Genomic DNA, 20887 nt, shown 5'->3' with positions numbered 1-20887 from the left:
TCATAGGTCACGCTTGCGTATGCGGAACGAAAGTATGAGACGCCCCGCGGCCGGCAGATCAGTCCGGCAGTTCGAACACGGTCAGCTGACCGCCCAGTTCGGTATAGTCGCTGAGGGCCGCATAGCCGCCCACGGCACCCAGACCGTCATTGGGATTGGTCAGACCGGCCGCCAGACCGATGCCCGCCCATCCGCCGACACCCGACAGAACCGCGACATACTGCTTGCCGTTGTTCTCGTAGGTCATGGTGTTGCCGATGATGCCCGACGGCGTCTTGAAGCTGTAGAGCTCCTCGCCCGTCTCGGCGTCGACAGCCTTCAGGTAGCCTTCCAGCGTGCCGTAGAAGACCACGTCGCCCGCGGTCGCCAGGGCGCCCGACCAGACCGAGAACTGCTCGGGCAGCGACCACTTGATCTCGCCGGCGACGGCGTCCCAGGCGATGAAGTTGCCCATGCCGCCATGGCTTTCGGGGGCCGGATACATCGACAGCGTCGCGCCGACATAGGGCTGACCCGCGGTATAGGCGACGCGGAAGGGTTCATAGTCCATGCAGACGTGGTTGGTCGGCACATAGAACAGGCCGGTCTTCGGCGAATAGGACGCCGGCTGCTGGTCCTTGGATCCCAGCGCCGCCGGGCAGACGCCGGTGGTGTTGGTGTCCTCGCCGTTCTGGGCGGTCGAGTATTCCGACACGACCAGCGGACGGCCGTAGGTCTCGGAGTCCTTGTTCATGTCGACTTCGGTCGCCCAGTTGACGGCCGGGTCGAACTTTTCGGCCACCAGCAGTTCGCCCGTCTCGCGGTCCAGCGTGTAGCCGAAGCCGTTGCGGTCGAAGTTCACCAGCAGCTTGCGCATCTGGCCGTCGATTTCCTTGTCGACCAGGATGTTCTCGTTCACGCCGTCATAGTCCCATTCGTCATGGGGCGTCTTCTGGTAGAACCACTTGGCCATGCCGGTATCGGCGTCGCGGGCCATGATGGTCATGGACCAGCGGTTGTCGCCGGGACGCTGCGACGGGTTCCAGGTCGACGGGTTGCCGGTGCCGTAATAGATCAGGTTCAGGTCCGGGTCATAGGAATACCAGCCCCAGGTCGAACCGCCGCCGATCTTCCACTGATCGCCTTCCCAGCTGTTCAGCGAGCTGTCGGCACCGATGGGCTTGCCCAGGTGCATGGTGGTTTCCGGATCGACAAGCATCTCCTCGTCGGGACCGGTCGAATAGGCCTTCCAGACCTCGGACCCGTCGGCCAGGCTGTAGGCGGTGACGCGGCCGCGCACGCCGTATTCGCCGCCCGACACGCCCACGATCACCTTGTCGCCCACGGGCAGCACGGTCGCGGTGTTCGTCTCGCCGATGGCCGGATCGCCGGTCTTGACCGACCACTTGACCTCGCCGGTCTTGGCGTCAAGCGCCACCAGCGTCGTGTCGGCCTGGTGCGACAGGATCAGTCCGTCTGCATAGGCCGGACCGCGATAGACGGTGTCGCAGCACATGACCGCGATGACTTCGGGGTCCTGCTGGGGCGTATAGCGCCACAGGATCTTGCCGTTGTCGTTCAGGTCCAGCGCGAAGATGTTGTTCGGAAAGGGCGTGTGGACATACATCACATTGTCCACGACCAGCGGCCCGCCCTCGTGTCCGCGCAGCACGCCGGTCGAGAAGGTCCAGGCGACGCGCAGATCGCCGACGTTCTCACGGGTGATCTGGTCCAGTTCGGAATACCGGGTGTTGGCATAGTCGCCGGTCTGGATGGCCCATTGTCCGGCCTCGGCGGTCTCGGTCAGGACGCTTTCATTCGCGTAAGCCGATGCGCCGGTCAAAAGCAGCGCGACAGCCGCGCTGTTCAAGAGATGTTTCATCGAGTGCTCCTCCGCTCCCTGGATAAGCGCCGCGGATTTCCTCCCCCCGCGGCATTCCATGTCCAAGTAGTTGGTCGGGCACCCCCTTGCGTCAATCGCGGCCCCTGCCCTTTGCCCCTAAAGTCTTATGGGAAAACGGCAGGGGCATCGGGAATGTTCGGCAATCGGTTCAGGTCAGCCGTTCGGCATGCCAGAAGACATGGTCGGCCATGAAGCTCTGGACGAAGAAGTAGCTGTGGTCATAGCCCGGATGCATGCGGAACTGACCGGGCTGGCGGCGTGCCATCATCGCATGGGCCAACGATTCGGGACGCAGCAGGTCCAGGAACTGGTCGTTGGCGCCCTGGTCGATCAGCACCTCTCCGGGATAGCCCTTCTCGGTCATCAGCAGCGTCGCATCATGGGCCCGCCACGTGGCGCGATCCTCGCCCAGATAGGCCGTGAACTGCTTGCGACCCCAGTCCGATTCCGTCGGGTTCGCGATCGGAGAGAAGGCCGACACCGACTTGTAGCGGTCTGGATGGGTCATCGCGATGGTCAGCGCGCCGTGCCCGCCCATCGAATGGCCGGTGATGCCCATCGCATCGCGGTCGATGGCGAAATTGTCGGATACCAGTTCGGGCAGTTCATGGACGATATAGTGCCACATCTGGAAATGCGGCTTCCACGGGTCCTGCGTGGCGTTCACGTAAAAGCCCGCACCCTGGCCCAGGTCATAGGCCTCGTCGTTGGCCACACCCTCGCCACGGGGCGAGGTGTCGGGAAAGATGATGGCGATGCCGGCCTCGTCGCACCACTGCTGGGCGGCGGCCTTGGTCATCGCGTTCTCGTGGTTGCAGGTCAGGCCGGACAGGTACCACAGAACCGGTACGCGCCCGTGCAGCGCCATCTCCGGCAGGTAGACGGCAAAGGTCATGTCGGTGCCGGTGGCCTGCGACTTGTGGCGATAGACGCCTTGGGTGCCGCCGAAGCTGCGGGTTTCGGACAGGGTCTCAAGGCTCATCGGGCTCTCCCTTCAGGGTGTGGAACATGACCAGCCCATCGACCGGTCCAAGCTGGGGATGACGAAACGCCCCCGGCAGCCGGCCGACAATGGAAAATCCGGCCTTCTGCCACAAATGGACGGCATCGGCATTGGTCGACACCACGAAATTGAACTGCATCGCGGCGAATCCCTGCGCGGCGGCCCATGATTTGGCATGTTCGACCAGCCCGCGGGCGACGCCCCGGCCCCGCGCGTCCGGATGGGTCGCAAAGGACGCGTTGGCGACATGCGACCCGCCTGCGGGGCGGTTCGCGCCCACATGGCTGGTCCCCAGGATGCGGCCGTCCAGCACCGCGACGAAGGCCGTGAAGGGATGCCCGAACCAGTCGGCGATCGCCTCGGGGCGGGTGATGTCGCGGGGGATGCAATAGGTCTCACCGGCACGATAGACGGGCTCCAGGATGGCCCAGATCGCATCGTGATCGGCGGGGGTGGCCGGGCGGATGGTCAATCCGCCCCCTGCCGTCATTTCAGGTCGTCCGCGCTGCGGATCACCTGGCCCAGCAGGCCGTAATCCAGCGCCTCCTGCGTGTTCAGCCAGAAATCGCGCTGCGTGTCCTTCTCGATCCGCTCGACCTTCTGACCGGTCGCCTCGGCGAAGATCTGGTTCAGGCGATCGCGCATCAGACGCACCTGTTCCGCCTGGATCATCATGTCCGAGGACGTGCCGCCGATCCCGCCCGAGGGCTGGTGGATCAGGAAGCGGGTGTTGGGCAGGCAGTAGCGGTTTTCCTTCTTCGCCGCGACGAAGATCAGCGCGCCGGCGCTGGCGACCCAGCCCGACCCGATGGTGCGCACGGTGGGACGGATGAACTTGACCACGTCGTGGATCATGTCGCCCGATTCCACATGCCCGCCGGGGGACGAGATCAGCATGTTGATCGGCTTGTCGCTTTCCTCGGCCAGGGCCAGAAGGTGGGCCACGGTGCGCTGCGCCAGCTTGTCGTTGATGGCGCCGGCGACGATCACCGTGCGCGACTTGAAGTACAGCTTGCCGATCTTGTCGCCTTCGGGCAGGCCCAGCCCGCCCTCTTCCTTGTGGCGGCGGTCGTCTTCTTGCGGTTCGTCGTCGTCATCGTCCAGCCACTGGTGACGCATCGGCCTGCTCCTTGTTCTCTCTCATGGCGACGGCGGGACCGGGGCCCCGCCGTTCTTTTACCTAAGCAGCCATGAAGGATCAGTAAAGGACGACCGAGCGGATCGATTCACCGTGATGCATCAGATCGAAGCCCTTGTTGATGTCGTCGAGCGGCATCGTGTGGGTGATCATCGGGTCGATCTCGATCTTGCCGTCCATGTACCAGTCGACGATCTTGGGCACGTCGGTCCGCCCGCGCGCGCCACCGAAGGCCGTGCCCTTCCAGACCCGGCCGGTGACCAGCTGGAACGGGCGGGTGCTGATCTCGGCGCCCGCCGCGGCCACGCCGATGATCACCGACACGCCCCAGCCCCGGTGGGTGCATTCCAGCGCGTCGCGCATCACCTTGGTGCTGCCGGTCGCGTCAAAGCTGTAATCGGCGCCACCGATCTGGTCGAAGGGGGTCTTGGTCATCTCGACGATGTGCTGGACGATGCCGCCGTCGATTTCCTTGGGATTGACGAAATGCGTCATGCCGAAGCGTTCGGCCATCTCGCGGCGGTCGTTATTCAGATCGACGCCGATGATCATGTCAGCGCCCGCCAGCCGCAGGCCCTGCACGACGTTCAGGCCGATGCCGCCCAGGCCAAAGACCACCGCCTTGGCGCCGATCTCGACCTTGGCAGTATTGATGACCGCGCCGATGCCGGTGGTCACGCCGCAGCCGATATAGCAGATCTTGTCGAAGGGCGCGTCGTCGCGGACCTTGGCGACCGCGATCTCGGGCAGGACCGTGTGGTTGGCGAAGGTCGAGCAGCCCATGTAGTGATAGATCGGCGTGCCATCCAGCATGCTGAAGCGGGTCGTGCCGTCGGGCATCAGGCCCTTGCCCTGGGTCGCGCGGATCTTGGTGCACAGGTTCGTCTTGCCCGACAGGCAGGACGCGCATTCGCGGCATTCGGGCGTGTAGAGCGGGATGACGTGATCGCCGACCTTCAGCGAGGTGACGCCGGGGCCGACCTCGACCACGACGCCCGCGCCCTCATGGCCCAGGATGGCGGGGAAGATGCCTTCCGGGTCGTCGCCCGAACGGGTGAATTCGTCGGTATGGCAGATACCGGTGGCCTTGATTTCGATCATGACCTCGCCGGCCTTGGGGCCTTCCAGGTTGACCTCCATCACTTCCAGCGGTTTGCCGGCCTCTAGGGCCACGGCGGCACGGGTTCTCATGACTATTCTCCTGTTCCCTCACGGGCTTGTCGGTCGGGCGTTTCAGTCAGGTCTAAGGGGCCGACAAGCGGCCCCTTGAATGTTCTTCCAGTCTAATGCGCATCCCCGTCAAGCGGGCAGCGCACCGGAGCGCTTGGCGATGCTGGTGGCGATCGCGTCCATCAGCGGCGGGGACAGCGCGTCATAGGGCTCCAGCCCCAGTTCGCGCAGGCGCGAGCGGATGCCGTCCATGCGGCTTGGTTCGACCCCCGATTCGATGACGGAGCTGACGAATGCCGCGAATTCCGGCGCCGACCAACCCTGTTCCCCCGACAGTTCGGTATGCACGAAGTCCAGCCCGTAGAACGGATGGTCCTTGTTCTCGATCCGGCCGTACATGTGCACGCCGCACTCGCGGCAGCGGTGGCGCTGGATGGCGGCACCAGCGTCCACGACCTCCAGCTTGTCGGCGCCCTCCAGGACCTCGACGGAATCGCGGGACACCACGGCGATCTGGCTGAACACCGCATCGTCGGGTTTCCAGCACTTGGTGCAGCCGCAGACATGGTTGTGGGCGGTCTGCGCGCTGACCCGGACCTTGACCGGGTTGGTCGCGCAGTGACACGTCAGGACCCCGCCCGAGAAGCCCGGGCTGCCTTTCGCGATGCCGTGATCGACGGCAGGGTGGATATGCACCCCCTGAGTGCTGGTCATCATCCCCTCCTCTGGCTGACCGGTGTGACCAAGCGTCGCGCCATCGGGAACATTCGACAAGTCAGCGGAAGGTAGCAGCCCGACCCGCGGACCGGGCTGCGAATCGGTCAGCTGGCGGGGGTCGAGGACACGCCGACCTTGGCCGGGCGCAGCAGGCGGTCGTGCAGCATGAAGCCGTTATCCATCACCTGGATGATGTGGCCCGCGACGGTGCCGGGGACCGCGGCCTCGAACATCGCCTCGTGGTGGGTGGGGTCGAACTTGTCGCCGGCCTCGGGGCGGATGATGGTCACGCCGTGCTTGGTGAACACGTTGGACAGCTCGCGCAGGGTCAGTTCGACCCCCTCGATCAGGGCGGCGGCGGCGGTGCGCTGCTCCTCTCCCGCGGCGTCCAGCGCGCGGGTCAGGGCGTCATGCACGGGCAGCAGGTCGCGTGCCAGGCGCGATCCGCCGTAATTCTCGGCGTCGCGGCGGTCCTTGTCGGCCCGCTTGCGCGAGTTTTCGGCATCGGCCAGCGCGCGCATCCACTTGTCGCGCAGCTCGTCGCGCTCGGCGGTCAGCTGGGCCAGCGCGTCATCGGGCTCTGCCAGGGGGTCATCCATGAATTCGTCCATGGGCTGTTCGTTCTGCTCGGTCATTTCACTTCATCCTTTCCGGCCGGACAGCACCCGCCCGACCAGCTGCGCGGTATAATCGACGATCGGCACGATCCGGCCGTAATTCAGCCGGGTCGGCCCGATGACACCCACCGCACCCACAATTTTCCGGTCGGCATTCATATAGGGTGAAACCACCAGAGCGGAACCCGAAAGTGAAAAAAGCTTGTTCTCGGAGCCGATGAAAATGCGCACGCCCTCGCCCCGTTCGGTCAGTTCCAGGAATTCGACGATGTCGCGCTTGCGTTCCAGGTCGTCGAACAGCACGCGGATGCGGTCCAGGTCGGCGGCCTCGCGGTCCAGCAGGTTCGCGCGTCCCCGCACGATCAGGCGCGGGTCGGTGGCCTCGGCCCCCCACAGCGCGATGCCCGATTCCACCAACTCTGCCGCCAGCACGTCCAGTTCGCGCCTGCGGGCGTTGATCTGCTGGGACAGATGGCCGCGCAGTTCGGCCAATGTCTTGCCCTCGGCCATGGCGTTCAGGAAATTGCCGGCCTCGCGCATCGATGATGGGGTCTGGCCGGGCGGCGGGGTAAAGATGCGGTTCTCGACATGGCCGTCGGCAAAGACCAGAACCACCAGCGCCCGATCCGGCCCCAGGCTGACGAATTCGATGTGACGGATCGGCGCTTCGTGCTTGGGCATCAGGACCAGCGACGCGCCGCGCGTGATCGAGGACAGCGCCGTGCTGACGCGGTCCAGCAGCACCCCGGTCTCGGGGTCGTCATTGCCAAGCGTCTCGTCGATGGCGGCACGGTCGGTCGAATTGACGGCGTCGATTTCCATCATGCCGTCGACGAACAGGCGCAGGCCCATCTGCGACGGCAGGCGCCCTGCGGATGCATGCGGGCTGTCCAGCAGGCCCATGAATTCCAGGTCCTGCATCACGTTTCGGATGGTCGCGGCGCTGACCTTTTCGGACAGCGCGCGGGTCAGGGTGCGAGAGCCCACAGGCTCTCCGGTCTCCAGATAGGATTCGACGACCCGGCGAAAAACCTCGCGGGACCGGTCGTTCATCTCGTGCAGCAGCGATTCCTGGTTCATGCGCCCCGTCTTGTGACCCCCGGTGGGGTTGCGTGATGGTGCCCCCGGACGGTATGGGCATCCTAACCTCACGAAAAGGAACAGTCATGCGCCCGTCCGGCCGGAATCTAGCCCAAATGCGTCCGATTTCAATTGAAACCGGGGTGATGCGCCACGCCGAGGGGTCCTGTCTGATCCGGTGCGGCGACACGCATGTCCTGTGCACCGCCACCATCGAGGACAACCCGCCGCGTTTCCTGAAGGGCACCGGCCTGGGCTGGGTCACGGCCGAATACGGCATGCTGCCACGCGCCACGAACACGCGCAACCGCCGCGAGGCAGCCCAGGGCAAGCAGTCGGGCCGCACGCAGGAGATCCAGCGCCTGATCGGCCGCAGCCTGCGCGCGGGCATCGACCGCAGCGCCTTGGGCGAACGCCAGATCAGCATCGACTGCGACGTGATCCAAGCGGACGGCGGCACGCGCTGTGCGTCCATCACCGGGGGCTGGGTGGCGCTGCGGCTGGCGGTGAACAAGCTGCTGAAGGCCGGCGCGATCTCCAGCGACCCGATCCTGGACCACGTGGCGGCCGTCAGCTGCGGCATCTATGCGGGCCAGCCGCTTCTGGACCTGGACTATGCCGAGGACAGCGAGGCCGGGACCGACGGCAACTTCGTGCTGACCGGTGCGGGCCGCCTGATCGAGGTGCAGATGTCGGCCGAAGGCGCGACCTTCTCGCGCGACGAGATGGGACGTCTGCTGGACCTGGCCGAGGCCGGGATGGCCGATCTGGTCGCCGCGCAGAAGGCGGCCATGGCATGAGGCAGTTCACCGACAAGCGGCTGCTGGTCGCCACGCACAACGCCGGCAAGCTGGACGAGATGCGCGCCCTGCTGGCGCCCTATGGCGTCGAGGTGGTCGGTGCGGCCCAGCTGGGTCTGGCCGAACCCGCCGAAACCGAAGACAGCTTCGTCGGCAATGCCCGCATCAAGGCACGCGCCGCGATGCAGGCGACCGGCCTGCCCGTCCTGTCGGACGACAGCGGCATCTGCGTCGATGCCTTGGGCGGTGCGCCGGGTGTCCAGACCGCGGACTGGGCCGAAACGCCCCAGGGCCGCGATTTCGCCATGGCCATGGAGCGCACCTGGCGCGAATTGGAGGCCGTGGACGCCCCTGCCCCGCGTCGCGCGCAGTTCCGCTGCACGCTGGTGCTGATGTGGCCCGACGGCCACGAGGAGGTGTTCGAGGTCGTTCTGCCGGGCCAGGTCGTCTGGCCGCCGCGCGGGGCCGAGGGTCACGGCTATGACCCGATCTTCCAGCCCGACGGACACCCCGTCACCCTTGGAGAGATGCCCGCCAAGACCAAGAACAGCCTCAGCCATCGCGCCCGCGCCGTGTCGCGCATGATCGAGGCCTGCTTTGCATAGGCTGACCACCGGATCGCCCTTCGAGGCGCGGCTGGCCTACAGCCGCGCCGTGGTCAAGGGCGACTGGTGCTTCGTGTCGGGTGTCACCGGCTACGACTATGCCGACATGACCATGCCGGAGGATGCCTGCCAGCAGGCGCGCAACTGTTTCACGACGATCTTCTTGGTGCTGGAGCAGGCGGGCTTTGCGCCTGCCGACATCGTTCGGGTGCAGTACACGATCACCGATGCCGCGCTGGTCGACGTCATCGCCCCCGCCCTGTCCGATGCACTTGGCGACATCCGGCCCGCCGCCACGATGGTGGTCGCGGGCCTGATCCGGCCCGAGATGCGCGTCGAGATCGAAGTCACGGCGTTCTGCGGATGACGGTCGCGGGCGAGGATTGGCGTGCCGGGGGGTTCGGCCTTTATGTGCATTGGCCCTTCTGCGCGGCCAAGTGCCCCTATTGCGATTTCAACAGCCATGTCGTGGCCCATGTCGATCAGCGCCGATGGGCCGACGCCCTGTCCGCCGAGATCGCGCGCCTTGCCGCCGAAACGCCGGACCGGCATCTGGGCAGTATCTTCTTTGGCGGCGGTACCCCATCGCTGATGCTGCCCGAGACGGTCGATGCGGTGATCCGCGCCGCCCAGGCCGGGTGGGGCTTTGCCAACGATATCGAGATATCGCTGGAAGCCAATCCGACCAGCGTCGAAAAGGGCCGCTTTCGCGGATTTGCCGATGCGGGTGTGAACCGCCTGTCGATGGGGATACAGGCACTGAACGACACCGATCTGCACCGGCTTGGCCGCATGCATTCCGTGGCCGAGGCGCGCACGGCATTCGACGTCGCGCGCAGCGTCTTCGACAGGGTCAGTTTCGACCTGATCTATGCCAGACAGGGCCAGGATCGCACCGCTTGGCGGGCGGAACTGCGCGAGGCGCTGTCCATGGCCGTGGATCATCTGTCGTTGTATCAGCTGACGATCGAGCCCGGCACGGCGTTTGGCGCACGGGCCGAGGCGGGCAAGCTGCGCGACCTGCCCGATGACGACCTGTCGGCCGACATGTATTTCGACACCCAGGACCTGTGCGAGGCTGCCGGCATGGGATGCTATGAGATTTCGAACCACGCCCGCCCCGGCGCGCAGAGCCGTCACAATCTGGTCTATTGGCGCCAGGGGGACTGGGCGGCCGTCGGTCCCGGTGCGCATGGACGGCTGACCCTGCCCAACGGACGCATGGCGACCGAGGCGCATCGCATGCCCGGAGCCTGGCTTCAGGCGGTGGAAACCACCGGAACCGGAGAGGTGCCGCGCGACGCCATTCCCGCACATGAGCAGGCGACCGAGTACCTGTTGATGTCCCTGCGCCTGACCGAAGGCCTGGACGAAGCGCGCTATGCGGCCTTGTCCGGCAAGCCGCTGGAGGAGCATGCGGTGACGTCACTGATCGACATGGGGATGATCGACCGCCGTGATGGGCGCATCCGGGCAACCGCGCAGGGCCGGCCGGTGCTGAACGCGATTCTACGCGAACTGGCGGCCTGACCGATGCGGCGGCGGATGTGGTTGGTCTTGGGATGGCTGTTTGCCTTGTGCGGGATCATCGGTGTCGCCTTGCCGGTGGTGCCGACGGTCCCCTTCCTTCTGGTGGCCGCGTGGGCCTTTGCACGATCCTCTCCGACATTGGAGCGCCGGATCCTGGATCACCCCACCTACGGACCACCCGTGCGTGCGTGGCAGGAACGTGGTGTCGTCGGGCGCTTGGCCAAGATTTGGGCCATCACCGCAATGAGCTCCGGGGTCGGCATTTCGTGGTGGGTGGGGATGCCGCCTTGGGTCGTCGCAACTCAGGCGGCGATCTGTGGGCTGGTCGCGCTGTTTCTGGTAACGCGACCCAGCCAATAATCAGAATTTAGCCTTAACTGCCTTACCATATACTATATATGGTCAGCGATTGCCTCCAAGAAGCTGGCACAGCTGATCCAGCTGGTCCAGATCCCGATAGGTGATCGTCAACTGCCCCCCGTCTGCACCGCCATGTGAAATCTGCACGCGCATCTTCAGATGAGCACCCAGATCTGCCTCCAGCGCCTTGGTATCGGCATCCTTTGCAGCGCTTCGCGAGGCCTTGCGCGGCTTTTCACCGCCGTCCTGCGACAGCTTTCGCACCATGTCTTCGGTATCACGGACCGACAGGCCTTTTTCACTGACCGTACGGGCCAACTGCGCGGCGTTGGGAGCCGTGATCAAGGCGCGGGCGTGCCCCGCACTGAGCTTGCCGTCCTTGACCATATCCTGGACAGAATCGGGTAATGACAACAGCCTAAGAAGGTTTGCGATGTGACTGCGGCTCTTGTTCAGCGCTTCGGCCAATTTTTCCTGCGTATGACCGAAACGGTCCATCAGTTGCCGGAACGATGCCGCTTCTTCGATCGCATTCAGGTCGGCACGCTGAATGTTCTCGATAATGGCGACTTCAAGAACCTCGGTATCCGACATGTCGCGGATGATGACCGGCATCTCATGCAGTTGCGCCATTTGGCCCGCACGCCAGCGCCGTTCGCCCGCGACGATCTGATAGAGATCCTTGTCCTGTGGGTGGGGACGCACGATAAGGGGCTGAAGCACACCGCGCTGCCGCAAGGAGGCGGCAAGCTCCTGTAACGCATCCGGATCAAAGGTCCGACGCGGCTGGTCAGGATTAGCGGTGATCTGCTCGATCGGGAGCATCATGCGGTCTCGCGATTGCGCGGGACCTGCGCTGTCGCCAAGGTCCATGTCGGCCATCAATGCGGACAGACCCCGGCCAAGGCCACGTTTCGCAATCTTGCTGTCCGACATCACGCAATCTCCGGGATCAGTTTCAGGCGCGCCGTGAATTCGGTCGCGAATTGACGATAGGCGTGGCTGCCCTTTGACGACGGATCATAGATCAATACCGGCTGCGCATGTGACGGGGCCTCGGACACGCGAACGTTTCTGGGAATGACCGTGGGATAGACAAGATCGCCAAGCGTCTCACGCGCGTCTGCCTCCACCTGCTGCGACAAGTTGTTCCGATAATCGGACATCGTAAGAAGAATGCCATTGATGCGGAGCTTGGGATTGGCGCCCTGGCGGACCTGCTTTACCGTACCCAGCAACTGCGACAAACCTTCCAAGGCATAGAATTCCGCCTGAAGCGGAACAAGAACACTGGACGCCGCGACCATCGCATTAACCGTCAACAGACCCAAGGCCGGAGGACAGTCGATCAGCACGATCGTTCCATGTGGTGCATCAGATAGCTGGCGTTCCAAAAGACGTGTGCGATCAGCAACTTGGGACAGTTGTACATCGGCAGACGCAAGATCGGATGTCGATGGGACAACCCGCAGGTTCGGAACCGCAGTGTCGACGGCTACAGTCATGAGATCCGCATCGCCGGTTAAAAGGTCATAGACCGTGAAATCACGGTCTTCGGTCCCAATCCCCAGTCCCGTTGACGCGTTTCCTTGAGGGTCCAAGTCAACAAGTATTGTCGGATAGCCTGCTTGCGCCAGGGCAGCACCCAAGTTAACAGCGGTCGTCGTCTTGCCAACGCCGCCCTTTTGGTTCGCGATTGCCACAATATGCTGTTCAGGCATGCGAGACTCCGGTAATTTTCAGGATGGCTGCGTCTGGATCTGTTTTACTTGGAAAGCTGGTAACGTCAAATCGCCATTCCTTCCTTGCTTTGTTGCATTCCGCCTTCCACGAACGGCCTTTCAGGAATATTGCGGTGCCCTCCGGGTTCATGTGCCTTCGCACCATCGGAAGAAGGACCGACAACGGAGCAAGCGCGCGAGCAGAAACAAAGTTTGCGGCGAGTGGGGGAACATTTTCTATACGACCTGTCAGGATCGATACATTTTGCAACGATAGCTCTCGAATGACTGTGCGCAAAAACGCCGACTTCCGCTGATCGCTTTCAACTAAGGACACTGTCAGCGGGGCCTTCTGAGCATATATAGAGACAACTATTCCAGGAAGTCCACCGCCGCTTCCAAGGTCCACCCAATTCCCTTCCGGAAATTGTACGTGATCGAAGATCTGAATGCTGTCCTGAATATGTCTTGAGTTGAACTCCGGAAGTGTCGAAGGCGCAACCAAGTTTATTTTCGCATTCCATTTCCGAACGAGAGCTTCGTATGCGATAAGCCTCTCATGTGTTTCACGTGAAACAATCATGCAGTACGACGCACGCTTGTCTTCGAAGCGACGATCAATAGCGTCAAAGCGGCTGGCGTCATTCCTTCAATCTTTGAAGCCTCGAACACCGTCTTAGGTCGACGATCCGAAAGCTTTCCACGCAATTCAGACGAGAGACCACCCAAGCCGCTGTAGTCAATATCAGGGTCGAGAGATGTAGCCTCATTAGCTCTGATTAATTCAGCATCTTTGTTTTGCCGACCAGTATATTGCTCGTACAAAGCATCGTTCCGCAGCTGCACCAATGTTTCACTGGAGATAGCAGCCAGTTCAGGAACAATATCCGCGAGTTTGTCCGGATTGATATCGCTATTACCGAGCAAGCTAAAGACAGTCCTTCTTTGGCCGTCCCTTGAGACGTGGAATCCGGCATTGCTCAGATCATTTGATGATAAGAAAACAGAACTAAGACGATCGCGTGCGTTAGTGTATTTTGATTGACGCGCCTGAAACGACACAGACCGTTCATTCGAAATGCACCCTATCTCTATTGCCATCGGGGTAAGACGTTGATCTGCATTGTCCGCCCGCAAGGTCAATCTGAACTCGGCGCGGGATGTAAACATGCGATAAGGTTCTGTCACGCCTCTAGTGACCAGATCATCGATCATCACACCGATATAGCTGTTTGTCCGACTAAAGGTCACAGGTGCCTTGTCCGCCGCCTTAAGCGCGGCATTCAAGCCAGCAACGAGTCCTTGGGCCGCTGCTTCCTCGTATCCTGTCGTTCCGTTAATTTGACCTGCCAAGAACAGGCCTCGAACTGATCTGACTGCGAGCGTCGTATCTAGGGACGTAGGGTCGATATAATCATACTCGACCGCATACCCCGGCTGAGTGATCTCCGCGTTCTCCATCCCCCGGATTGACCGAACATAAGCTAGCTGCACATCCTCAGGAAGAGAAGTTGAAATGCCGTTCGGGTAAACGATGTCGCTATCCAATCCTTCCGGCTCCAGAAATATCTGATGGGAATCTTTGTCGGCAAAGCGAATTATTTTGTCCTCGATCGAGGGGCAATATCTGGGTCCGCGACCACTGATGTGACCGCCATACATCGCAGATTTCTGAATATTCTCGTTGATGATCCGATGTGTCGTCGCATTTGTATGTGTGATCTTGCAATCGATTTGCTGAACTAATGACACGGCAGGAAGATAAGAGAAGGTGACCGGCTTTTCGTCACCTGGTTGAGATTCCAGACTATCCCAATCGATCGACGATTTTCTGATCCGCGGCGGCGTTCCAGTTTTCAGCCGACCCACTGGCAGGGCAAACTTGGCAAGGCTCTCACCAAGCCTGCTTGCCGCCCTATCCCCCCAACGACCGGCAGGACGGCTGACGTCGCCAATATGTATCATGCCATTGAGGAACGTGCCTGTTGTCAAGACAACCGATTTAGCACGTACGTCTCTTCCGTCGGATAAGCTTACTCCTTCGACAACATTTGCATCGCCAAGAAATTCAACAGCCTCGCCGAACACGACATCAACGCCAACGTAGCTGGAAATAAGCTCCCAAGCGGCGGCGCGATAAAGATCTCTATCCATCTGAGCCCTAGGCCCTTGAACCGCAGGCCCCTTGCGACGATTCAGAAGTCTAAACTGGATACCTGCTTGATCAGCCAGCCGTCCCATCACACCGTCCATCGCGTCAACTTCGCGGACCAGATGACCTTTACCAAGTCCACCGATAGCAGGATTGCAGGATAACGTACCGATGTCCTCGCGGCGCATGGTGACCAGGGCTACAATTGCACCAAGGCGCGCTGCAGCGGTAGCTGCTTCCAAGCCTGCATGCCCCCCCCCGATGACTGCGACGTCGTAATGTTTCACGTGAAACAACTCCTACTTGCCGATGCAAAACGAGGAAAATATAACATCAAGATAGTCGTCCGCACCGATTCTTCCAAGCAGACGATCTAACGATGCTGCAGATAGGCGAAGCTTCTCCGCAATAAGTTCTGCGGGCAATTCCCCCAGGCCTTTAACTGCCTCAAGTGCGGTAATGATTTCTAAACGCTGCCGCTCATGACTGATCAGACCTGCAGAAGAAACACGGTTTCTCAATATTTCACCGATTATACCAAGCATTTTGTCAATACCCTGCCCGGTCACTGCGGATAGTGTCAGATCGGCGTCACTTTCATGGATGTCAGCATGGCTGACCGCAATGACGTCATCAGGGTGCCAAAGTTCTTGGACGATATCCCCGTCACGCGAAAGATGGATACGCAGATCAGCACTTTTCGCGCGATTCAATGCACGGTCTATCCCGATCCTCTCAACAGCATCGTCGGATTCCCGCAAACCTGCCGTATCAAGAAAAGTCACGGGCAACCCGTTCAGATCGAATTTTAGCTCGATCACATCTCTCGTCGTTCCCTCCCGATCAGATACGATCGCCACATCTCTCTGGGCCAACCGGTTCAGGAGACTCGATTTTCCGGCATTTGGCGGTCCGATGATAGCGACTTCGAACCCCATCCTGATCCGTTCGGCCGACGAAAATCCCGCCAATTCGCGCTGCAGCGCTTGGCGCAGTTCAGCGATTGCTTCGAAAACTCGATTTGGAACTTCATCAGGAACGTCTTCGTCCGCGAAATCAACACTGACCTCGACCAAAGCGCCAGCTTCGATCAGAAGTTGCCGCCATTCCAACGCCTTTTGGGCCAGCTCGCCGCTCGCAGTGCGCAAGGCCAACTTACGCTGAGCCTCCGTCTCTGCTGCAAGGAGATCACCCAGCCCCTCGATTTCGGCAAGATCCATCCGGCCGTTCAGAAAGGACCGCCGTGTGAACTCACCGGCTTCCGCTGGTCTGGCACCCATGGACAACAGCGCGGACCCCACCCGTCGTGAAATCACAGGTGCACCATGCAGATGCAGTTCTGCCACTTCGTCGCCGGTAAAACTCTGACCCTCTGGGAACCACATTGCCAGAACCTGGTCGATTGGCTCGTCGTCGTGCCTCAAGGTCCGAAAATACGCATGACGCGCGTCGGGCATTTGGCCGACAAGACGCTCGGCAGTCAGCCGAGCATTCGTGCCGCTCAGTCTGATGACAGAAACTCCCCCCCGCCCGGGCGGGGTGGCTTCTGCAAAGATCAGGTCCATGGCTGCCTCGTCAGGCGTTCATCGAGTCGAAGAACTCGGCGTTGCTCTTGGTCTGTTTCATCTTGGAAATCAGGAACTCAACGGCGTCAGTCGTGCCCATCGGATTCAGGATGCGACGCAGCAGATAAGTCTTCTGCAGGTCCTTGCTGTCGACCAGCAGTTCCTCTTTCCGCGTACCGGATTTCAGGATGTCCATGGCCGGGAAGACGCGCTTGTCCGCAACCTTGCGGTCCAGAACGATCTCGCTGTTGCCCGTACCTTTGAACTCCTCGAAGATCACTTCGTCCATACGCGATCCGGTGTCGATCAGCGCCGTGGCGATGATCGTCAGACTTCCACCTTCCTCGATATTGCGTGCGGCACCGAAGAACCGCTTGGGCCGCTGCAATGCATTCGCATCGACACCACCGGTCAGCACCTTGCCCGAGCTTGGGACAACGGTGTTGAACGCTCTACCAAGTCTTGTGATAGAGTCCAAAAGAATCACAACATCTCGTTTATGCTCGACCAGACGCTTTGCCTTTTCGATGACCATCTCGGACACCGCAACGTGGCGGCTGGCCGGTTCATCGAAGGTCGAGGACACGACCTCGCCTCGCACGCTGCGCTGCATGTCGGTCACTTCCTCGGGGCGCTCGTCGATCAGCAGGACGATCAGATAGCATTCCGGATGGTTCTTCTCGATCGAATGGGCGATGTTCTGCAGCAGAACCGTCTTGCCCGTCCGCGGCGGTGCCACGATCAGCGACCGCTGACCCTTGCCGATCGGCGCCACCAGATCGATGATCCGGGCACTGCGATCCTTCATGGTTGGATCCTCGATCTCCATGTTCAGGCGTTCGTCCGGGTAAAGCGGCGTCAGGTTGTCGAATGCGACCTTGTGACGGGCCTTTTCCGGCTCCTCAAAGTTGATCTTCTCGACCTTCGTCAGCGCAAAATACCGTTCGTTGTCGCCAGGCGCACGGATGACGCCGTCCACCGTGTCGCCCGTGCGCAGCGAGTGCTGACGGATCATGTCGGGGCTGACATAGATGTCGTCCGGTCCGGGCAGATAGTTCGCCTCGGTCGACCGCAGAAAGCCGAAGCCGTCCTGGACGACCTCCAGCACGCCTTCGCCGCCGATCTCCCAGCCCTCCTCGGCATGCTCCTTGAGGATCGAGAACATCATCTCGCCCTTGCGCATGGTCGAGGCGTTCTCGATCTCCCACTCCTCGGCCATCGACAGCAGGTCGGCGGGGCTCTTTGCCTTGAGGTCGGACAGATTCAGGCGTTCTTCGGTCATTCTGATGCAAACTTTCGGCCGCGCGACGTATCGGACGGAGCAGACAGGTGTACAAGGGAATCCCGTACCGGACGGCCGGGGTTGGGGCGCAGATAAGGCCGCGCCGGTCACGAGTCAATCTTTTCGATCAGAACTTGACGATCACGGCGGTCACGATCCCGACCATCAGCAGGGTCGGCACCTCGTTCATCATCCGATAGGACCGCCCGGCACGGGCCATTCCGGCCGACAGATGCCGTCGTTCACGCGCGCACCACATGTGAAACACGCTCATCGCGATCACGCAGGCCGCCTTGACCCACGGCCAGGTCATGTCCCAGCTGACGATGCCCGGCGTCATCACAAGGGCCAACCCGCTGATCCACGTGGCGATCATCGCCGGGTTCATGATCAGCCGCAGCAGCTTCTGTTCCATGATCATGAAGCTTGCGACCGGTTCGGCCGATTCCCTACGGCGTTCGGCGTGATAGACGAACAGCCTGGGCAGGTAGAACAGGCCCGCCATCCACGAAATGACGGCCATGACGTGGAACGCCTTCACGTAGGGATAAATCAGGGCCAGTCCGTCGATCATCGCGAAACCTCTCTTCGGTCTTCTCTTAAATAAGAAAGATAAAGAAAGGAATGTTGTTGAAGTAGGGCCTGTGGATAGCAGGAATTGGACTCTGTTCACCGGGATTTCCTCAGAATCGGGCGTTGTGGACAAGCATGTGCGAAAGCGGCAAGCCGACCTGAAAACCGTTTGTAAACAAAGTGATCATATGTGGATAACTTTGCGGATAATGATTTGGCCGCTGATTCCTCCACAGGCCGCCCGATCGGGACGCCCGATTCGTCCCCCTGTGGAAAACGCCCTGCTGTTTCTGTTTTGTTCCAAGGGCAAATCAGGACAGGCAGGGGATTGACGCGGGTTGCCACCAACCCCGGCACCGATTCCTCCGAGGATTTGTCCACAGCGTGCCTGCCCGATCCGCCACGGATATACCGCCAGATGCCGACAGGGGCTTTCGCCACGCCGTCCGTGTGCCTAGTCTGCACAGAAAGACGCCATGTGATGATCAAGCCGATGCAAGACGACCTGCCCGCCAGCCAGATCACCCACGCGCCCCTGGCCGGCGTGATCGGCATGCCCATCGCGCATTCGCGCTCTCCGCGCCTGCACGGACATTGGTTGGCCCGCTATGGCCTGCCCGGCCATTACGTGCCGATCCCGGTAATGCCCGAACATCTGGCCGAGGTTCTGCGCATCCTGCCGCGTGCCGGTTTCGTCGGCGCCAATGTCACCATTCCCCACAAGGAGGCGGTCCTGACGCTGGCCGACACGGTCACGGACCGCGCGGCCCTGATCGGTGCCGCCAACACGCTGATCTTTCGCCCCGACGGCAAGATCCATGCCGACAATACCGACGGCTATGGCTTCATCGCGAACCTGCGGCAGAACGAACCCGACTGGCAGCCCGATCTGGGCCCCGCCGCGGTGATCGGTGCGGGGGGTGCGGCACGCGCGGTGGTCGCATCCCTGCTGGACAGCGGCGTCAAGGAGTTGCGCATCGCCAACCGGACGCGGCTGCGGGCGGAACAGATCAAGGCAGAGTTCGGGGCGCGGCTGGTCGTCTATGACTGGGCCCAGGTCGGCAACATGCTGGAAGGCGCATCCACCGTCGTCAACGCCACCTCGCTTGGGATGGATGGAAAACAGCCGCTGCGGGTGCCACTGGACGCGCTGTCGCCCGGCGCCTTGGTCACAGACCTGGTCTATACCCCGCTGATGACCCCCTTCCTGAGCGAGGCGCAGGCCCGCGGATGCCGCGTGGTCGATGGTCTGGGAATGCTGCTGCACCAGGCGGCCCCAGGCTTTGAACGCTGGTTCGGCCAGCGCCCCGATGTCGACGACGAGGCGCGGCGGGTCGCGCTGGAATGACCTTTCGTCTTGGCCTGACCGGCAGCATCGGCATGGGCAAATCGACCACGGCACAGATGTTCCGCGATCTTGGTCACCCGGTCTGGGACGCGGATCAGGCCGTCCATCGTCTGTATGCCCCGGGCGGATCGGCCGTGGCGCCGGTCGCCGCCGCCTTTCCCACGGCCTTGGTTCAGGGCGGAATCGACCGGGGCGCGCTGAGGACCGCACTTGCCGCCGACCCTGCCGCACTGGCGCGGCTGGAGGGGATCGTCCACCCCCTGGTCGCACGGGACAGGCAGGATTTCCTGGCGCGACATGTGGGCGCACCCCTGGTTGTCCTGGACATCCCCCTGCTGTTCGAAAGCGCGCATCCCCCCGATCTGGACGGGGTCGCGGTGGTGTCGACCAATTCTGCCACTCAGGCGGCCCGCGTGCTTGCGCGTCCGGGCATGACGCGCGATACGCTGGCCATGATCCTGGCGCGCCAGATGCCCGACGCGGACAAGCGTGCGCGCGCCGACTGGATCATTCCGACCGACAGCCTGGATGGCGCCCGTGCCGCCGTCGCCCGCATCGTGAACGAGGTTGCCCCCCATGCGTGAGATCGTCCTGGACACCGAAACCACCGGCTTCGATGCCGAGGGTGCCGACCGCATCGTCGAGATCGGCGCGCTGGAGCTGATGAACCACCTGCCCACCGGGCGCACCTTCCACGTCTACATCAACCCCGAACGGTCGATGCCCAAGGAGGCGTTCGACGTCCACGGCCTGGGCGACGACTTTCTGCGCGACAAGCCGAAATTCGCAGCGATCGTCAATGATTTCATGGACTTCATCGCCGACGACGCCAAGCTGGTGATCCACAATGCCAGCTTCGACATGAAATTCCTGAACGCCGAACTGAAACGCGCGGGGCACAAGCCGCTGCCATGGTCGCGGGCGCTGGACACGCTGATGCTGGCACGCGAGAAGTTTCCCGGATCGCCCGCGACGCTGGATGCGCTGTGCCGCCGCTTCGGCGTGGACAATTCGGGTCGCGAGCTGCACGGCGCCTTGCTGGACAGCGAACTGCTGGCCGAGGTCTATCTGGAACTGATCGGTGGCCGCCAGCCCGACCTGGTCTTGGACAAGCCCGGTGCACAGGACGACGCTGCCCGCAGCCCCGATGGCCAGATGCGCCCGCGCGCCGCGCGTCCCCGCCCCCTGCCGCCCCGACTGACCCCGGACGAGGCGCAGGCCCATGCCCAATTCGTGGCCAAGCTGGGCGAGGATTCGGTCTGGGCGCGCTTCGCCACGACCTGACGGCGGTCTTGCGCGGGCCGGTTTCGCGGACCATGCTGACGAAAAGGGATGCGGGGCGGG

At 62.2% G+C, this 20887-nt stretch carries 23 protein-coding genes; 8 read left to right on the top strand and 15 right to left on the bottom strand.

Annotated features, from left to right (window positions below; genetic code table 11):
- Positions 1 to 58: 58 nt before the first annotated feature.
- From PRL19_RS04650 to hrcA, 8 genes are all read right to left on the bottom strand, one after another.
- A complete protein-coding gene (locus PRL19_RS04650) occupies positions 59 to 1861 on the bottom strand; it encodes a methanol/ethanol family PQQ-dependent dehydrogenase (protein WP_046000536.1) in 1803 nt (600 codons plus the stop codon).
- A gap of 169 nt (positions 1862 to 2030) precedes the next feature.
- Complete coding sequence (gene fghA / locus PRL19_RS04645) at positions 2031 to 2864, bottom strand: S-formylglutathione hydrolase (RefSeq protein ID WP_045981889.1); 834 nt, start codon at positions 2862 to 2864, stop codon at positions 2031 to 2033.
- Complete coding sequence (locus PRL19_RS04640; RefSeq protein WP_139598268.1) at positions 2854 to 3375, bottom strand: GNAT family N-acetyltransferase; 522 nt, start codon at positions 3373 to 3375, stop codon at positions 2854 to 2856. Before PRL19_RS04640 ends, fghA begins: the two co-directional genes overlap by 11 nt.
- Entirely contained in the window at positions 3372 to 4004 is a 633-nt protein-coding gene (locus PRL19_RS04635) for an ATP-dependent Clp protease proteolytic subunit (protein WP_045981891.1), read from the bottom strand. The genes PRL19_RS04640 and PRL19_RS04635 overlap by 4 nt, the downstream gene beginning before the upstream one ends.
- Before the next feature lie 79 nt (positions 4005 to 4083).
- Complete coding sequence (locus tag PRL19_RS04630; RefSeq protein WP_046000533.1) at positions 4084 to 5214, bottom strand: S-(hydroxymethyl)glutathione dehydrogenase/class III alcohol dehydrogenase; 1131 nt, start codon at positions 5212 to 5214, stop codon at positions 4084 to 4086.
- A 108-nt stretch (positions 5215 to 5322) separates the two neighbouring features.
- Complete coding sequence (gfa, locus tag PRL19_RS04625) at positions 5323 to 5907, bottom strand: S-(hydroxymethyl)glutathione synthase (protein WP_139598320.1); 585 nt, start codon at positions 5905 to 5907, stop codon at positions 5323 to 5325.
- A gap of 107 nt (positions 5908 to 6014) precedes the next feature.
- Positions 6015 to 6545 (bottom strand): nucleotide exchange factor GrpE, encoded by a 531-nt coding sequence (locus tag PRL19_RS04620; protein WP_045981894.1) that lies wholly within the window; start codon positions 6543 to 6545, stop codon positions 6015 to 6017.
- A gap of 6 nt (positions 6546 to 6551) precedes the next feature.
- Positions 6552 to 7607 (bottom strand): heat-inducible transcriptional repressor HrcA, encoded by a 1056-nt coding sequence (hrcA, locus tag PRL19_RS04615; protein ID WP_273744040.1) that lies wholly within the window; start codon positions 7605 to 7607, stop codon positions 6552 to 6554.
- A gap of 86 nt (positions 7608 to 7693) precedes the next feature.
- On the opposite strand from hrcA, the gene rph reads away from it, so the two are divergent.
- From rph to PRL19_RS04590, 5 genes are read left to right on the top strand one after another with little or no spacing between them, the layout of a single operon-like run.
- A complete protein-coding gene (gene rph / locus PRL19_RS04610; protein WP_273744039.1) occupies positions 7694 to 8407 on the top strand; it encodes a ribonuclease PH in 714 nt (237 codons plus the stop codon).
- Positions 8404 to 9012, top strand: coding sequence for a non-canonical purine NTP pyrophosphatase (locus tag PRL19_RS04605; protein WP_273744038.1), 609 nt, complete (start codon positions 8404 to 8406; stop codon positions 9010 to 9012). Before rph ends, PRL19_RS04605 begins: the two co-directional genes overlap by 4 nt.
- A complete protein-coding gene (locus PRL19_RS04600) occupies positions 9005 to 9379 on the top strand; it encodes a RidA family protein (RefSeq protein WP_273744037.1) in 375 nt (124 codons plus the stop codon). Before PRL19_RS04605 ends, PRL19_RS04600 begins: the two co-directional genes overlap by 8 nt.
- A complete protein-coding gene (gene hemW, locus PRL19_RS04595) occupies positions 9376 to 10542 on the top strand; it encodes a radical SAM family heme chaperone HemW (RefSeq protein ID WP_273744036.1) in 1167 nt (388 codons plus the stop codon). Before PRL19_RS04600 ends, hemW begins: the two co-directional genes overlap by 4 nt.
- Positions 10543 to 10545: 3 nt before the next feature.
- Positions 10546 to 10902 carry a YbaN family protein gene (locus tag PRL19_RS04590; protein WP_282029039.1) on the top strand — a complete coding sequence of 119 codons (357 nt, stop codon included), beginning with the start codon at positions 10546 to 10548 and terminating at the stop codon, positions 10900 to 10902.
- Positions 10903 to 10944: 42 nt separating this feature from the next.
- Here the strand turns inward: PRL19_RS04590 and PRL19_RS04585 are convergent, their stop codons facing one another.
- From PRL19_RS04585 to hemJ, 7 genes are all read right to left on the bottom strand, one after another.
- Complete coding sequence (locus PRL19_RS04585; protein ID WP_273744035.1) at positions 10945 to 11838, bottom strand: ParB/RepB/Spo0J family partition protein; 894 nt, start codon at positions 11836 to 11838, stop codon at positions 10945 to 10947.
- Positions 11838 to 12623 (bottom strand): ParA family protein, encoded by a 786-nt coding sequence (locus tag PRL19_RS04580; RefSeq protein ID WP_273744034.1) that lies wholly within the window; start codon positions 12621 to 12623, stop codon positions 11838 to 11840. The genes PRL19_RS04585 and PRL19_RS04580 overlap by 1 nt, the downstream gene beginning before the upstream one ends.
- On the bottom strand, positions 12616 to 13206 hold the full coding sequence (rsmG, locus tag PRL19_RS04575) for a 16S rRNA (guanine(527)-N(7))-methyltransferase RsmG (RefSeq protein WP_273744033.1): 591 nt from the start codon (positions 13204 to 13206) through the stop codon (positions 12616 to 12618). The genes PRL19_RS04580 and rsmG overlap by 8 nt, the downstream gene beginning before the upstream one ends.
- Positions 13203 to 15062, bottom strand: coding sequence for a tRNA uridine-5-carboxymethylaminomethyl(34) synthesis enzyme MnmG (gene mnmG, locus PRL19_RS04570; RefSeq protein WP_273744032.1), 1860 nt, complete (start codon positions 15060 to 15062; stop codon positions 13203 to 13205). The genes rsmG and mnmG overlap by 4 nt, the downstream gene beginning before the upstream one ends.
- 12 nt (positions 15063 to 15074) lie before the next feature.
- Positions 15075 to 16340, bottom strand: a complete 1266-nt coding sequence (gene mnmE / locus PRL19_RS04565) for a tRNA uridine-5-carboxymethylaminomethyl(34) synthesis GTPase MnmE (protein WP_273744031.1) — start codon at positions 16338 to 16340, stop codon at positions 15075 to 15077.
- 10 nt (positions 16341 to 16350) lie between these two features.
- Positions 16351 to 17622, bottom strand: a complete 1272-nt coding sequence (rho, locus tag PRL19_RS04560; RefSeq protein WP_273744458.1) for a transcription termination factor Rho — start codon at positions 17620 to 17622, stop codon at positions 16351 to 16353.
- Positions 17623 to 17749: 127 nt separating this feature from the next.
- On the bottom strand, positions 17750 to 18196 hold the full coding sequence (gene hemJ / locus PRL19_RS04555; protein WP_273744030.1) for a protoporphyrinogen oxidase HemJ: 447 nt from the start codon (positions 18194 to 18196) through the stop codon (positions 17750 to 17752).
- 492 nt (positions 18197 to 18688) lie between these two features.
- Between hemJ and PRL19_RS04550 the strand changes: the two genes are divergently transcribed.
- The 3 genes from PRL19_RS04550 to dnaQ are packed head-to-tail and all read left to right on the top strand — an operon-like array spanning position 18689 to position 20827.
- Positions 18689 to 19543 carry a shikimate dehydrogenase gene (locus tag PRL19_RS04550; RefSeq protein ID WP_273744457.1) on the top strand — a complete coding sequence of 285 codons (855 nt, stop codon included), beginning with the start codon at positions 18689 to 18691 and terminating at the stop codon, positions 19541 to 19543.
- A complete protein-coding gene (coaE, locus tag PRL19_RS04545; RefSeq protein WP_273744029.1) occupies positions 19540 to 20127 on the top strand; it encodes a dephospho-CoA kinase in 588 nt (195 codons plus the stop codon). Before PRL19_RS04550 ends, coaE begins: the two co-directional genes overlap by 4 nt.
- Positions 20120 to 20827, top strand: a complete 708-nt coding sequence (dnaQ, locus tag PRL19_RS04540; protein WP_273744028.1) for a DNA polymerase III subunit epsilon — start codon at positions 20120 to 20122, stop codon at positions 20825 to 20827. The genes coaE and dnaQ overlap by 8 nt, the downstream gene beginning before the upstream one ends.
- The last annotated feature ends 60 nt before the right edge of the window (positions 20828 to 20887 follow it).

Origin of the sequence: Paracoccus marcusii (genome assembly GCF_028621715.1) — a bacterium.
GTDB lineage: Bacteria > Pseudomonadota > Alphaproteobacteria > Rhodobacterales > Rhodobacteraceae > Paracoccus > Paracoccus marcusii.
This window is presented reverse-complemented; position numbering and strand designations above follow the sequence as displayed.

Bases quoted from the DNA above. Each gene is read 5' to 3' on its own strand.
- PRL19_RS04650 (WP_046000536.1), bottom strand. From the start codon at position 1,861: ATGAAACATCTCTTGAACAGCGCGGCTGTCGCGCTGCTTTTGACCGGC.
- fghA (WP_045981889.1), bottom strand. From the start codon at position 2,864: ATGAGCCTTGAGACCCTGTCCGAAACCCGCAGCTTCGGCGGCACCCAA.
- PRL19_RS04640 (WP_139598268.1), bottom strand. From the start codon at position 3,375: ATGACGGCAGGGGGCGGATTGACCATCCGCCCGGCCACCCCCGCCGAT.
- PRL19_RS04635 (WP_045981891.1), bottom strand. From the start codon at position 4,004: ATGCGTCACCAGTGGCTGGACGATGACGACGACGAACCGCAAGAAGAC.
- PRL19_RS04630 (WP_046000533.1), bottom strand. From the start codon at position 5,214: ATGAGAACCCGTGCCGCCGTGGCCCTAGAGGCCGGCAAACCGCTGGAA.
- gfa (WP_139598320.1), bottom strand. From the start codon at position 5,907: ATGACCAGCACTCAGGGGGTGCATATCCACCCTGCCGTCGATCACGGC.
- PRL19_RS04620 (WP_045981894.1), bottom strand. From the start codon at position 6,545: ATGACCGAGCAGAACGAACAGCCCATGGACGAATTCATGGATGACCCC.
- hrcA (WP_273744040.1), bottom strand. From the start codon at position 7,607: ATGAACCAGGAATCGCTGCTGCACGAGATGAACGACCGGTCCCGCGAG.
- rph (WP_273744039.1), top strand. From the start codon at position 7,694: ATGCGCCCGTCCGGCCGGAATCTAGCCCAAATGCGTCCGATTTCAATT.
- PRL19_RS04605 (WP_273744038.1), top strand. From the start codon at position 8,404: ATGAGGCAGTTCACCGACAAGCGGCTGCTGGTCGCCACGCACAACGCC.
- hemW (WP_273744036.1), top strand. From the start codon at position 9,376: ATGACGGTCGCGGGCGAGGATTGGCGTGCCGGGGGGTTCGGCCTTTAT.
- PRL19_RS04590 (WP_282029039.1), top strand. From the start codon at position 10,546: ATGCGGCGGCGGATGTGGTTGGTCTTGGGATGGCTGTTTGCCTTGTGC.
- PRL19_RS04585 (WP_273744035.1), bottom strand. From the start codon at position 11,838: ATGTCGGACAGCAAGATTGCGAAACGTGGCCTTGGCCGGGGTCTGTCC.
- PRL19_RS04580 (WP_273744034.1), bottom strand. From the start codon at position 12,623: ATGCCTGAACAGCATATTGTGGCAATCGCGAACCAAAAGGGCGGCGTT.
- rsmG (WP_273744033.1), bottom strand. From the start codon at position 13,206: ATGATTGTTTCACGTGAAACACATGAGAGGCTTATCGCATACGAAGCT.
- mnmE (WP_273744031.1), bottom strand. From the start codon at position 16,340: ATGGACCTGATCTTTGCAGAAGCCACCCCGCCCGGGCGGGGGGGAGTT.
- rho (WP_273744458.1), bottom strand. From the start codon at position 17,622: ATGACCGAAGAACGCCTGAATCTGTCCGACCTCAAGGCAAAGAGCCCC.
- hemJ (WP_273744030.1), bottom strand. From the start codon at position 18,196: ATGATCGACGGACTGGCCCTGATTTATCCCTACGTGAAGGCGTTCCAC.
- PRL19_RS04550 (WP_273744457.1), top strand. From the start codon at position 18,689: ATGCAAGACGACCTGCCCGCCAGCCAGATCACCCACGCGCCCCTGGCC.
- coaE (WP_273744029.1), top strand. From the start codon at position 19,540: ATGACCTTTCGTCTTGGCCTGACCGGCAGCATCGGCATGGGCAAATCG.
- dnaQ (WP_273744028.1), top strand. From the start codon at position 20,120: ATGCGTGAGATCGTCCTGGACACCGAAACCACCGGCTTCGATGCCGAG.